The following is a 12748-nucleotide window of genomic DNA, read 5'->3' as shown; positions in this document are numbered from 1 at the left end:
CGCCTGCCCGAGGCCGGCATGGAGGAAAACCCCGTCAACCTCGACCCGCGCATGGCCAAGCTCGCCGGCGGCGTGCATCGCCTCGACGGCCAGCTCATGGTCGTCCTCGACGTCGATCGCGTCCTCGAGCTCGCGCCCGAGATGATGGCGGCCTGATACGGCGGCATCGCTGCCGACGGACTTGCAATTGGAAGCGTCCCCCGCACAAGGGGGAGGGAAGCAGAGGTTCACATGCGGACTTGTCTCGTCGTTGATGATTCCAGCGTCATCCGCAAGGTTGCGCGCCGGATCCTGGAGGGCCTCGACTTCCAGATCCTCGAAGCCGAGGACGGTGAGAAGGCGCTGGAGGCCTGCAAGCGCGGCCTGCCCGATGCGGTGCTGCTCGACTGGAACATGCCCGTGATGGACGGCTACGAGTTTCTCGGCCATCTCAGGCGGATGCCCGGCGGCGACCAGCCCAAGGTGGTGTTCTGCACCACCGAGAACGACGTCGCGCATATCGCGCGCGCGCTGCATGCCGGTGCCAACGAGTACATCATGAAGCCGTTCGACAAGGACATCGTGACGGCGAAATTCCAGGAAGTCGGACTTATCTGAGCGTTCGCCGGAGGCTGGAACGGATCCTTCGGTGCCTCTTTTCAACTGTATCCTTTCAGTCTGAGTTGGTGAGTAATGAGTGTTGCGTTCGCAGGAAATTCCGCCCCGACGGGCTCGCGCGAAGCCGGGCCGCTTCGAGTGATGATCGTCGACGACTCCGTCGTCATTCGCGGTCTGATCTCACGCTGGGTCGGCGCCGAGCATGACATGGAGGTCGCAGCCTCGCTGCGGACCGGGCTCGAGGCGGTCAACCAGCTCGAACGCATCAACCCCGACGTTGCCGTGCTCGACATCGAGATGCCCGAGCTCGACGGCATCTCGGCGCTGCCGAAGCTGCTGGCCAAGAAGCGCGATCTGGTCATCATCATGGCCTCGACGCTGACCCGTCGTAACGCGGAGATCAGCTTCAAGGCGCTGTCGCTGGGTGCGGCCGATTACATCCCGAAGCCGGAATCGACGCGCGAGGCATCGGCCGCGGACATCTTTCATCACGACCTGATCGAGAAGATCCGCCATCTTGGCGCGCGACTGCGGCGCAGGCCTGCGGTTGCCAGCCCGCCGCTGGCCCCCGCGAGCCCGGCTCCGGTCCAGCGCAGTCCCGTTGCGCGCCCTGCCGCGCCCGCGCCGGCCACGTCCCTGTACCCGCAATCGGCATCGGGGATGACCACGCGGCCGTTCTCGTCGCAGGCCCCCAAGGTGCTGCTAATCGGCTCCTCGACTGGCGGTCCGCAGGCGCTGATGGCGCTCGTCACAGAGCTCGGCCCGGTGATCGATCGCGTCCCCGTGCTGATCACCCAGCACATGCCGCCGACCTTCACGACCATCCTTGCCGAGCATCTGGCGCGTTCGAGCCGCCGGCCGGCAGCCGAGGCGGTCGACGGCGAGCCGGTGAAGCCGGGACGCATCTATCTCGCCCCCGGCGGCAAGCACATGCGCGTGGCGCGCAGCGGCGTTGACACCGTGATCGCGCTGGACGACGGCCCTGCCGTCAATTTCTGCAAGCCCGCGGTCGATCCGCTCTTCACCTCCGCCATCGACATCTGGCACGGCGCCATTCTCTCCGTGATCCTGACCGGCATGGGCTCGGACGGCATGCGCGGAGGCAAGGACATCGTCGCCGCCGGCGGCAACGTCATCGCCCAGGACGAAGCCTCCAGCGTGGTCTGGGGCATGCCGGGCGCGGCGGCCAATGCGGGCATCTGCGCGGCGATCCTGCCGCTCAACCAGATCGGCGCCAAGGTCAATCGCCTGTTCGCGGGAGATCGCTCGTGACCCCCACCGATTACGACTATCTGCGCAAGTTCCTGAAAGAGCGCTCCGGCCTCGATCTGTCGCCCGACAAGCAGTACCTGGTCGAGAGCCGGCTGTTGCCGCTCGCGCGCAAGGCGAGCCTTCCCGGCATCCCCGATCTCGTGCTGAAGATCAGGAACGGCGACGGCCGGCTGGCGACCGACGTGGTCGAAGCGATGACCACCAATGAGACCTTCTTCTATCGCGACAAGATCCCGTTCGATCATTTGCGCGAGACTATCCTGCCCGGCCTGATCCAGGCGCGCGCGGCGCGCAGATCGCTTCGCATCTGGTCGGCGGCGTCGTCGACGGGGCAGGAGCCCTATTCGATCGCGATGTGCGTGAAGGAGTTGGGCGCCGCGCTCGCCGGCTGGCGTGTCGAGATCGTCGCCACCGACCTGTCGCAGGAGGTGCTGGAGAAATCCAAGGCCGGCCTTTACAGCCAGTTCGAGGTGCAGCGCGGCCTGCCGATCCAGCATCTGATGAAGTACTTCACGCAGACCGGAGAGGTCTGGCAGCTCAATGCCGACATCCGCGCGATGGTGCAGTTTCGTCAGCTCAATCTGCTGCAGGACTTCTCCCATCTCGGCACGTTCGACGTGATCTTCTGCCGCAACGTGCTGATCTATTTCGACCAGGACACCAAGGCGGTGATCTTCGAGCGCATGGCGAAGGGGCTGGAGGCCGACGGCACGCTGCTGCTCGGCGCTGCCGAATCCGTCGTCGGCATCACCGACGCGTTCCGCCCCATCGCGGAGCGCCGCGGTCTCTACCAGCTCAACCCCGCGCGCTCGGGCCGCCCCATGGGCGGATTGATGCCGCCGTCGCTCAAGGTTGCCGCGGCAAGGTGAATCTCCCTCATCATTCCGGGACCGCGCGCAAGCGCGGAGCCCGGAATCCATAGCCACAGGCCATCGAAGCAGGCAGGCGGTTAGACGTGGGGCCGTTCGATCTGCCTGTAATTATGGCTTCCGGGCTCGCGACTTCGTCGCGCCCCGGAATGACGGGACCCCTCACAAAATCGCGTGCGGCAGAAACCGGGAGTGGTTGCCCGTGATCGGGCTCTCGTCCTCGCGGATCGACAGGCCGCACGGCGCGTGGTTCACCAGCCAGCTTCCGATCACCGGATAAAACCCCGAAAAGTTCGGCAGCGGCGAGAGCGCCTGGCGCACGAAACCCTCGGCGCCGTAGGGACCGGCCTGCTCGTCGAGCGGCATGCCGCCGGACACCAGCGTGACGTTGGCGCCTTCGCGCGACAGCAACGGCTTGCGCACGTAGGACGCCCCGAGTTCGGCGGCGCGCGGATCATCCTCGAAGAACGCCGGCAGCAGATTGGGATGGTTCGGAAACATCTCCCAGAGCAACGGCAGGATGCCCTTGTTGGAGAGAATTGCCTTCCACGGTGGCTCGATCCAGCGCGTCGGCGCGCCCGCGAGCTTTGCACCGAAGGCGTCGTGGAACATCCATTCCCACGGGTACAGCTTGAAGGCAAGCGCGATGCCGGCCTCGTCGAGATCGACGAAACCGCCGGGCTCGTCGCGCCAGCCGACCTGTTCGATGTCGAGCAGCGTGGTCGCGAGTCCCGCCTGGCGCGCGGTGTCTTCGAGATAGGCCAGCGTGCCGGCGTCCTCGGCGTTGTCGGTGGTGCCGGTGAGATGAACGCGACGGCCCGCCGCAATCTCCTTCCACGCCGCGATCAATCGCTCGTGGATGGAGTTGAACTGGTCGGCGCGCACCGGGACGATGCGGCGCTCGATCGCCTGCTCGAGCCAGGTCCATTGAAATACCGCGGCCTCGAAGATCGAGGTCGGCGTGTCCGCATTGTATTCGAGCAGCTTGGCCGGCGTCTTGCCGTCGAACTTCAGGTCGAGCCGGCCGTAAAGGCTGCGGTCGTCGCGCTTCCAGCTTTCGGCGATCAAACTCCAGAATGCTTCCGGAATCTGCAAGCGCCGCAGCTGCCGCTCGTCGCCGATGACACGGCCGGCGAGCTCCAGGCACATCGCCTCGATCTCGCCGGTCGGCGTCTCGATGCCGCGCTCGATCTCGTCCAGCGTGAAGCCGTAATAGGCGCGCTCGTCCCAATAGCGTTCGCCGTCGATCGTGTGGAAGACGAAGCCGCATTGCGCCGCGGTCTCCCGCCAGTCGTCGCGCTCGAGACAGGTGATACGTTGCATCCGCTAGCCGCCGCCCGAGAAGCCGTGGCCGAACGAGCCGAAGCCGCCGCGGCTGACGCTGCTGTGGCCCGAGTCCGATGACGTGCTCGACGCGGAATGGCTGGAGGAATCGCCGCTGAAGAAGCTCGATCGGGACGACCAGCGCGAGCTGCCGCCTGACGAGCTGCTGCTGGTGCAGGTCGTGGTGGTCTGCCCCGGCACGGCGCCGGGCGTGGGCTCGCAGGTCTGCCGCGGCATCAGCGTGTAGGCGGTGGTACCGACCGCAAGCGTGCCCATCACCAGCAGCGCGACATGGCCCGAGCGTTTCGTCGGCGGAGGCGTCGGCTGGGCGACCGGCCGGCGCTTGCCGAACTGCTTTTTGGACGGTGTGTCGGCCATCTCAGTAGATCATGCAGGCGGCGTTGAGCAGTCCTGCCGCGAGCGAGGACAAGCCGAGCCAGATCGCGGGCGCAAGCTCGCCGGCAGAGATTCGCTCCGACAGGTTCGGCACCGGGACCTTGACGAGGAAGAACACGATGACCTGCACGATCAGCGCGATGGTCGCCCAGATCAGGCAGTCCAGCACATTGGCCGAATGCGCGATGGCGCTGACCAGCGGCGCCACGAAGCCGACCAGGCTGAGGCCGAGCGCGATCGCGGCGGCCGGCTCGTTGTCGCGGATCAGCTGAAACTCGTTATGCGCGGTGATGCGGGTGTAGACGAACAGATACGCCACGATCGCGATCAGCCCGGTGCAGAAATAGACCAGGAAGGCGGGCAGGCCGGCCAGTGATTGCAGGATCATCGTTCCCCCGTCGTGCAGCGACCATTCGTCGGCGGAAGGAGGATAGCGGTTCAATTCCGGGAGGAGGACGAGGCCGCGCGCGTGTCCCCAAAAAACAAAACCCCGCCATTTGCGGCGGGGTCCAGGCTGGGAGGAGCAAGCCCGAGAGGGCTTGCGACGTAAACCCAGAAGATCAGGCGGGAATGCGCTCTTCGTGCTCGTGCGGCTCGCGCAGCACGTAGCCGCGGCCCCACACGGTCTCGATGAAGTTGCGTCCCTCGGAAGCGTTGGCCAGCTTCTTGCGGAGCTTGCAGATGAAGACGTCGATGATCTTCAGCTCGGGCTCGTCCATGCCGCCATAGAGGTGGTTGAGGAACATTTCCTTGGTGAGGGTTGTACCCTTGCGGAGCGAGAGCAGCTCCAGCATCTGGTATTCCTTGCCGGTCAGATGCACGCGCTGGCCGCCGACTTCCACCGTCTTGGTGTCGAGGTTGACGACGAGGTCGCCGGTCTGGATGACCGACTGGGCGTGACCCTTGGAGCGGCGCACGATCGCGTGGATCCGGGCCACCAGCTCGTCCTTGTGGAAGGGCTTGGTCATGTAGTCGTCGGCGCCGACGCCGAGACCCTTGACCTTGTCCTCGATGCCGGCGAGGCCGGAGAGGATCAGAATCGGTGTCTTGATCTTGGAAACCCGGAGCTGCTTGAGCACGTCGTAACCGGACATGTCGGGCAGGTTGAGGTCGAGAAGAATGATGTCGTAATCGTATAATTTACCGAGATCGACGCCTTCTTCCCCCAAATCGGTCGTGTAGACGTTAAAGCTCTCAGACTTCAACATCAGCTCGATCGACTGCGCGACGGCGCTGTCATCTTCAATCAGCAAAACGCGCATGCCAGTTCCCCATAGTCGCCGCTCCTGGGCGTCAGGTCGGCCGCATTCGCGGCACTCAACAAAACGCCTTTGAACAACTGATTCGGATCCTGACAACAGATGGTTAACAAATCCTGATTCTGGAACGCAAGTCCTCCCGGTGCAATTTTTGTCGAATCGCCCTAAGGTCTTGCGCGTGAAGCAGCTTTCGTCACCCAGCTCCGTTCAAGTTCCACTTTAAGAGACGGGCCTAACCGACTCCCGCGACTCAGCCTTCTTCTGAAGGGGAGTCACGCTCAGTCACAAAGACAGTGACGCAATGATTAATGATGCGGGTAAACACGGAGTTAAGCTCCGTTCAGAAATATGGCGAAACTTAAGGTTTTCCCCGTGACGGCCCGGGGATCGCAATCGGCGACCCCGGGGCAAGCAAGGCGCGTCCCTTAATGAAGGCCCCCAGATGAAGGCTCTTGCCGAACAGATCGGCGATATCGACGGCGTCAACATCTATGGCCGCGTGGTCGGCGTTCGCGGCCTGATGGTCGAGGTTGCGGGGCCGATCCATGCGATGTCGGTCGGCGCGCGGCTGGTGATTGAGACCGGCGCCAACCGTTCGATCCCCTGCGAGGTGATCGGCTTCTCCGGCAACAATGCTGTCGTGATGCCGTTCGCCGGCCTCGACGGCGTGCGCCGCGGCTGCAAGGCCGTCATCGCCAACGCCGCCAATCTGGTGCGGCCGTCATCGGCCTGGCTCGGCCGCGTCGTCAACGCGCTGGGCGAGCCCATCGACGGCAAGGGACCGCTGCCGCAAGGCGCTTCGCCGATGCCGTTCCGCAATGCGCCGCCGCCGGCGCATTCGCGCAAGCGTGTCGGCGCTCCGCTCGATCTCGGCGTGCGCGCGATGAACACCTTCCTCACCTGCTGCCGCGGGCAGCGCATGGGCATCTTCGCAGGCTCCGGCGTCGGCAAGTCGGTGCTGCTGTCGATGCTCGCGCGCAACGTCGACGCCGCGGTCAGCGTGATCGGGCTGATCGGCGAACGCGGTCGCGAGGTTCAGGAATTCCTGCAGGACGACCTCGGCGAGGAAGGCCTCGCGCGTTCCGTCGTGGTGGTCGCAACGTCGGACGAGCCGGCGCTGATGCGCCGCCAGGCGGCGTATCTGACGCTCGCGGTCGCCGAATATTTTCGCGACGAGGAAAAGGACGTGCTCTGCCTGATGGATTCGGTGACGCGCTTTGCCATGGCCCAGCGCGAGATCGGCCTGTCCGCCGGCGAGCCACCGACCGCCAAGGGCTACACGCCGACGGTCTTCACCGAGTTGCCGAAACTTCTGGAGCGCGCCGGGCCGGGCCTCGGGGAGGGCGCCATCACCGCGATCTTCACGGTGCTGGTCGATGGCGACGACCACAACGAGCCGATCGCTGATGCCGTCCGCGGCATCCTCGACGGCCACATCGTGATGCAGCGCTCGATCGCCGAGCGCGGCCGCTATCCCGCCATCAACATCCTCAAATCCGTCTCACGCACCATGCCGAAATCGGCCGATCCGGAGTTCTGGCCCGTCATCCAGAAGGCGCGGGCGGTGATGGCGACCTATGCCGACATGGAGGAATTGATCCGGCTCGGCGCCTATCGGGCCGGCTCCAGCCCCGAGGTCGACGAGGCGATCCGCCTGCACGAGCCGCTGGAGACCTTCCTGCGCCAGCGCAAGGACGAAAATGCGTCCCTGGCGGACGGGTATCGCCAATTGGCTCATATCCTCGGCAATTTGGAAACGGAACGCTAACTTTGTCCGGTCATCATCCCATCCCACAGAGTAGCAGAGCCGGTCTTGGCGCAAGTCTTGGCCCCAATCGGGCCTGTGGGAAGACCGGTGACGTCCCACGTGCAGCGAGGGGACTTCTGGGGAGTACGAGTCGATGAAGTCACGAGATACCCTCATCCGCCTGAAGAAGTTTCAGGTCGACGAGAAGCGCCGCCGGGTCACCCAGATCGAGACCATGATCGCCGACTTCCAGCGGATGTCGACCGATCTCGAGCGCGAGATCACGACCGAGCAGGAGCGTGCCGGGATCAACGATCCCTCGCACTTCGCCTATCCGACCTATGCCAAGGCCGCCATCCAGCGCCGCGAGAACCTGACCCGCTCGGCCGACGAGCTCAAGGGCCAGCTCGACGAAGCCAAGGCCGCGCTGGCCGAGGCCTTCGAGGAACTCAAGAAGGTCGAGCTCCTGGACGAGCGCGACCAGGCGCGCGAGCGCGCCGAGGAAAACGCCCGCGAGCAGGCCGACCTCGACAGCATCGGCCTGATGCGCGCCCGCATCGGCGCCGTCGCCTGAAGGCCCAGCCAGCGCCAAAGTACCTGAGAATTTGTGAAACCCGGACCCGCAAGGTCCGGGTTTTCGCGTGTGATGTCCACAGTGTGGCGCCGCACCCCTTGGTGGTCGGCTTGGCCGCGCGCTATGGTGGCGAAGTGCCGGGGCCTGCGCGGAACGCGATGGCCCGCGTGTCGGGGGGCTGAATGCTGACGCCAGCAGAGCTGGTCGGGTTGATCGAGGCGGTGGCGAAGGGCGATCAGGCCGCCTTCGAGCGCCTCTATGCCGCCACGCGCGCGAAACTCTTTGGCGTCGTACTCCGTATCTTGCGCCGACAGGATCTCGCAGAGGAAGTCATTCAGGAGACCTACGTCAAGATCTGGAACGGCGCCGGCGGGTTCAATCCGGCGCTGGCGTCGCCAATCACGTGGATGGTCTCGATTGCGCGCAACCGTGCGATCGACATCGTGCGCAAGAAAACGGAAAGCTCCATCGAGGAGGAGCCGCAAGCCATGGAGGTGGCGGCCGACAGCCCCGATCCGCTGGCGCGCCGGGAGATGACCGAGGAGTTGAAGCGGCTGCTGGAATGCATCGGCCGGCTCGAGCCGGACCGTCAGCGGCTGGTGCTTCTCGCCTATTACAACGGCTGGAGCCGCGAGCAATTGGCGGAGAAATTCGCGACTCCCGTCAACACGGTGAAGACGTGGCTGCGGCGCAGCATGCTGGATATCCGGGAGTGCCTCGGACTGTGAGGATTTATACTGTGAAGGTGGCTCTGGACCGCAATTGATGGCCTACACGGAGGACCATATCGCGCTCGCCGCGGAATATGCGCTCGGTACGCTCGATGCCGATGAGCGCGCGCAGGTCGAGACCATGATGGCGGTGGACCAAGCGTTCGCCGACATCGTGCGGGCCTGGGCCTTCCGGCTCGGCGCGCTCAACCAGATGGTCGGCTCGGTCGAGCCGCGTCCGGTCGTGTGGGAGAACATCAGGTCCGAGATCGCGCGCACTGCGCAGGCACTGCAGCCGCCCGGGCTGGCCGACATCGTGCCGCCACCGATCCCGCCCGTCGAAGCCGCGCCGCCGCCAGCACCGTCGGAGCGGGGACCGCAACCAGAGTCGCCGCCTGCCGAAGCAGAGCAGCCCGAGCCGATGCGCTCCGGATCCGATGCCATTGGCGACATTGCGCCGGTGTTCATGCCGCAGGTCCACGCGCCCGATCCGCATGTCGTCCACATGCCGCAGGTGCCGATCGTGGACGACACCAACGTGATCTATCTCGAGAGCCGCGTGAAGCGCTGGCGCGGAATCGCATCCGCGGTCGGCGCGCTCGCGGCCGCGTTGTTGGTGACCCTGTCGCTCCAGATCTTCCTGCCCGACGCGCTGCCGGGGGTGTTGCGTCCCGCACCGCGCATCCAGACGGTGGAAGTGAAGACGCCGGCCGCGCCGCTCACCGCAGCGGCGCAATATGTCGCGCTGCTGCAGGGCCAGGCCGGCGGTCCCGCCTTCATCCTCACCATCGACGGCGCGACCAAGAACTTCACCGTGCGCAAGGTCGGCGCGACACCGGAGCCCGGCAAGAGCTTCGAGCTCTGGCTGATCTCCGACAAGCTGCCGCGCCCGCGCTCGCTCGGCGTGATCGGCGCCAGTGATTTCACCGCGCGACAACTGCTCGCCTCCTATGATTCCGAGGTCGTCAACGGCGCGACCTACGCCGTCACGGTCGAGCAGGCCGGCGGTTCGCCCGACGGCCGGCCGACCTCGTCCCCGGTGTTTTCCGGCAAGCTGATCGAGACCGTGCCGCCGTCCCAGCCACAGGCGCCGGCGAAAAAATAGGTCCCGTAGCCGGGTCCGCCGGAGCTCGGAGAACGACGGCGGAAGCGATATCCGGGACGCCTGTTCCTGCATGTCGCCGTCGCCCCTCCGGGCGACACGACCTCATGCAGGGCTGTGAACCTGTCGCTACGGTCCCTGCCGCCGTCGTATCCCGACAAGTACCCTTGAATCCGCGCCCAATTTGAACCTCGTCGCAATTCCTGGCGTCAAATTCCCGGAAATGCAGTCGGCGCCGCCGATCGCGGAAGCCGCAGAGGGGCTAGGAATCAGATGGATGCAGCGAAAACGCCCGGCATCTTCGTTCACCAATACACGGGACTGCCGCAAGGCCCGGCGTTCGAACATTGGCGCGAGCGGGCCTTCGGCGCCTGCGGCCTCGATATCGGGCCGAGCCATGGCGACAGCATCGATTGCCGCCTTCAGGTCAGCGTGGTCGACAACATCGCGCTCGCCATTCCCGAAGGCGCCTCCGCGCAATATTCCCGCACCCAGAGCCACCTTGCCGACGGCAGCGACGACCTCGTGCTGATCGCCGCGCATGCCGGCCTCGTCCATGTCGGACAGAACGGTCATACCGTAGAACTCGCGCCCGCGCAGATGGTGCTGGTCGACATGGCCATCACCGGCAGCGTCGGCCACACCGACGAAGACCGCTTCACCAGCATCCGCATGCCGCGCCGCGCGCTGCTCGACATTCATCCGCGCGCCGAGGACAAGCTGTCGCAAGTGCTCGTCGATGGCGCGGTCGCCGAGACCATCTTCCGCTACCATGCGCTCGCCGCCAATCACGCGCCGCACCTGGACGCGGTTGGCCAGCGCCTGACCGCGCAGCATATGGTCGATCTCGTTGGCCTCCTGCTCGGCACCGATGCCGAGCATGCCAGCCTTGCCCGCGGCCGCGGCCACGCGGCGGCCCGCCTCGACCTCATGCGCGCCGACGTGATGGCCGCGCTTGGCCGCAACGATCTCTGCCTGTCCGAGATCGCGACGCGCTCGGGCTTGAGCCCGCGCCAGGCGCAACGCCTGTTCGAGCAGGCCGGCACCACCTTCACCGAATTCGTGCTCGAGCAGCGCCTGTTGCAGGCGCGTAAACTGCTCGGCGATCCCCGCGCCAGGGCGCGCAAGATCAGCGACATCGCGCATTCCTCGGGCTTTTCCGACCTGTCCTATTTCAACCGCGCCTTCCGCAAGCGCTTCGGCGCGACGCCGTCGGACCTGCGCGAGGCCTGAGCTTGGATTTTGTGCGGCGGCGCGATGCTGCCACCGTTGGTCGATCCGGACCGATGAGCTAATCTGCTTGCGCGGGCAGACCGCTCGTTCCTCGGGATAAGCAAAGGCAGACATGGCGCGTATCGTCGTGCTCGGCGCCGGGTTTGCAGGCCTGTGGGCGGCCATCGGCGCCGCACGCAAGCGCGACGAGATTGGCGCGGCCGGCCGCGACATCGAGATCCACCTCATCGACCGCAATCCCTATCACAACATCCGAGTACGGAATTACGAGGTCGATCTCAGCGAGGTCGCGCTTCCGCTGGGGCCATTGCTCGATCCGATCGGCGTCACTCACGGCATCGGCGAGGTCGAGGCCATCGATCCGTCACGGCGCGAGATCTCCTTGGTTACGAGCGGCGGCGAGGCGACCTTGGACTACGACCGGCTGGTGCTGGCGCTCGGCAGCGAGGTGATGCGTCCCGACATTCCGGGCGTTGCCGACCGCGCCTTCGACGTCGACACCTACGCCGCGGCACTCCGCCTCGAGGATCATCTGATCTCGCTCGGCCGGAGCGCGCCTTCGCCCGGGCGTTCGACTGTGGTGGTGGTCGGCGCCGGCTTTACCGGCATCGAGGTCGCGGCCGAGATGCCGGACAGACTGGCGCGCGCCGGCATCACTGGCAATCGCCGCATTATCCTGGTCGATCCCAATCCGACGGTCGGCGCCACCATCGGCGCGCGTGCGCGCCCTGTCATCGAGACGGCGTTGTCGTCACTCGACGTCGAGACACGTCTCGGTGCGCGTGTCGCATCCATCGAGGCCGCGGGCATCCGCCTGGACTCGGGCGAGTTCATTCCGACGCAGACGGTGATCTGGTGCGCGGGGATGCGCGCGAGCCGGCTTGCGATGGGCTTTGCGAGCGGGCGCGATCGCTTCGGGCGGCTGCTGGTCGATCCTTTCATGCGGGTTGCGGACGTTTCGGGTGTGTTCGCTGCCGGCGATGTTGCATCGAGCGTGGTCGACGGATTGCATCCGACGGTGATGTCCTGCCAGTTCGCCCGGCCCATGGGCCGATTCGCCGGCCACAACGTCGTAGCGGATCTCGCGGGCTTGCCGATGCTGCCGCTGCGGATCGACTGGTACGTCACCGTGCTCGATCTCGGCGGCTGGGGCGCGCTCTATACCGAAGGGTGGGATCGCGAGGTGCGGACCACCGGGGCGGCCGCGAAGGCGACCAAGCAGACCATTAATCGCAAGCGCATCTATCCGCCGCTGACGGGGAGCAAAGATGAGCTGTTCGCCGCGGCTGCGCCAATTGTGCAGGCGCCGCCTCCGACCTATGGGATGCGGTAGTCCTATCTATCTGGTGCATGCCTTTGAGACAGCGGATGTTCCAAGTCTGCAAGGATAGCACGCAGCGCCGGAGCCGGGGTGGAGCGAAATCCGAGGCTCCTCGTACCCGCTTGCGGCTCCCGGAATACGCTGCGCGCCATCCGGGCTACAAGATATCGCGATGCCTGGCGAACAAAACACCCAAGATGGCGGTCAACGCATCTCGCAAAATATATTCCACTTTACCGAATTTCGGAAACGGCGTATGTGTCGCCTCAACCCGGCCCAAGGAAGAGGGGCGTATCGCGATCGTCACGAACGCGGGCCGGGCGGCGGTGGACGCAGATCGCATCG

The 12748-nt window shown here is 65.6% G+C and carries 14 protein-coding genes and 1 pseudogene; 10 read left to right on the top strand and 5 right to left on the bottom strand.

Annotation, left to right across the window (positions count from 1 at the left end):
• The 4 genes and pseudogenes from JQ580_RS34060 to JQ580_RS33550 all read left to right on the top strand — a co-directional run.
• Positions 1-156: pseudogene (locus JQ580_RS34060) on the top strand (chemotaxis protein CheW); the annotation flags it as partial.
• A 75-nt stretch (positions 157-231) separates the two neighbouring features.
• Positions 232-597, top strand: a complete 366-nt coding sequence (locus JQ580_RS33560) for a response regulator (RefSeq protein ID WP_007600538.1) — start codon at positions 232-234, stop codon at positions 595-597.
• A 75-nt stretch (positions 598-672) separates the two neighbouring features.
• Positions 673-1869, top strand: a complete 1197-nt coding sequence (locus JQ580_RS33555) for a protein-glutamate methylesterase/protein-glutamine glutaminase (RefSeq protein ID WP_212285628.1) — start codon at positions 673-675, stop codon at positions 1867-1869.
• A complete protein-coding gene (locus JQ580_RS33550; RefSeq protein WP_212285626.1) occupies positions 1866-2738 on the top strand; it encodes a CheR family methyltransferase in 873 nt (290 codons plus the stop codon). The genes JQ580_RS33555 and JQ580_RS33550 overlap by 4 nt, the downstream gene beginning before the upstream one ends.
• Positions 2739-2900: 162 nt before the next feature.
• Here the strand turns inward: JQ580_RS33550 and JQ580_RS33545 are convergent, their stop codons facing one another.
• From JQ580_RS33545 to ctrA, 4 genes are all read right to left on the bottom strand, one after another.
• Positions 2901-4061 (bottom strand): glutathionylspermidine synthase family protein, encoded by a 1161-nt coding sequence (locus JQ580_RS33545; protein ID WP_212285624.1) that lies wholly within the window; start codon positions 4059-4061, stop codon positions 2901-2903.
• 3 nt (positions 4062-4064) lie between these two features.
• Positions 4065-4439 carry a hypothetical protein gene (locus JQ580_RS33540; protein WP_212285622.1) on the bottom strand — a complete coding sequence of 125 codons (375 nt, stop codon included), beginning with the start codon at positions 4437-4439 and terminating at the stop codon, positions 4065-4067.
• 1 nt (position 4440) lies between these two features.
• Entirely contained in the window at positions 4441-4845 is a 405-nt protein-coding gene (locus JQ580_RS33535; protein WP_212285620.1) for a DUF350 domain-containing protein, read from the bottom strand.
• A 172-nt stretch (positions 4846-5017) separates the two neighbouring features.
• A complete protein-coding gene (gene ctrA, locus JQ580_RS33530) occupies positions 5018-5719 on the bottom strand; it encodes a response regulator transcription factor CtrA (RefSeq protein ID WP_008138878.1) in 702 nt (233 codons plus the stop codon).
• A gap of 439 nt (positions 5720-6158) precedes the next feature.
• On the opposite strand from ctrA, the gene fliI reads away from it, so the two are divergent.
• From fliI to JQ580_RS33500, 6 genes are all read left to right on the top strand, one after another.
• Positions 6159-7484, top strand: a complete 1326-nt coding sequence (gene fliI / locus JQ580_RS33525) for a flagellar protein export ATPase FliI (RefSeq protein ID WP_212285618.1) — start codon at positions 6159-6161, stop codon at positions 7482-7484.
• 133 nt (positions 7485-7617) lie between these two features.
• Entirely contained in the window at positions 7618-8037 is a 420-nt protein-coding gene (fliJ, locus tag JQ580_RS33520) for a flagellar export protein FliJ (protein ID WP_008138882.1), read from the top strand.
• A gap of 182 nt (positions 8038-8219) precedes the next feature.
• Positions 8220-8765, top strand: a complete 546-nt coding sequence (locus tag JQ580_RS33515) for a sigma-70 family RNA polymerase sigma factor (RefSeq protein WP_212285616.1) — start codon at positions 8220-8222, stop codon at positions 8763-8765.
• A 37-nt stretch (positions 8766-8802) separates the two neighbouring features.
• Positions 8803-9852 carry an anti-sigma factor gene (locus JQ580_RS33510; RefSeq protein ID WP_212285614.1) on the top strand — a complete coding sequence of 350 codons (1050 nt, stop codon included), beginning with the start codon at positions 8803-8805 and terminating at the stop codon, positions 9850-9852.
• A 270-nt stretch (positions 9853-10122) separates the two neighbouring features.
• Positions 10123-11082, top strand: coding sequence for a helix-turn-helix transcriptional regulator (locus JQ580_RS33505; protein WP_212285612.1), 960 nt, complete (start codon positions 10123-10125; stop codon positions 11080-11082).
• Between the two features lie 112 nt (positions 11083-11194).
• Positions 11195-12415, top strand: coding sequence for an NAD(P)/FAD-dependent oxidoreductase (locus JQ580_RS33500; protein ID WP_212285610.1), 1221 nt, complete (start codon positions 11195-11197; stop codon positions 12413-12415).
• Positions 12416-12560: 145 nt separating this feature from the next.
• Here JQ580_RS33500 and JQ580_RS33495 read toward each other — a convergent pair.
• On the bottom strand, positions 12561-12748 hold a 188-nt coding region (locus JQ580_RS33495), incomplete at its 5' end, for a hypothetical protein (protein WP_212285608.1).

Source organism: Bradyrhizobium sp. SZCCT0148, assembly GCF_018129985.1.
In the GTDB taxonomy this organism is placed as follows: Bacteria; Pseudomonadota; Alphaproteobacteria; order Rhizobiales; family Xanthobacteraceae; genus Bradyrhizobium; species Bradyrhizobium japonicum_H.
This window is presented reverse-complemented; position numbering and strand designations above follow the sequence as displayed.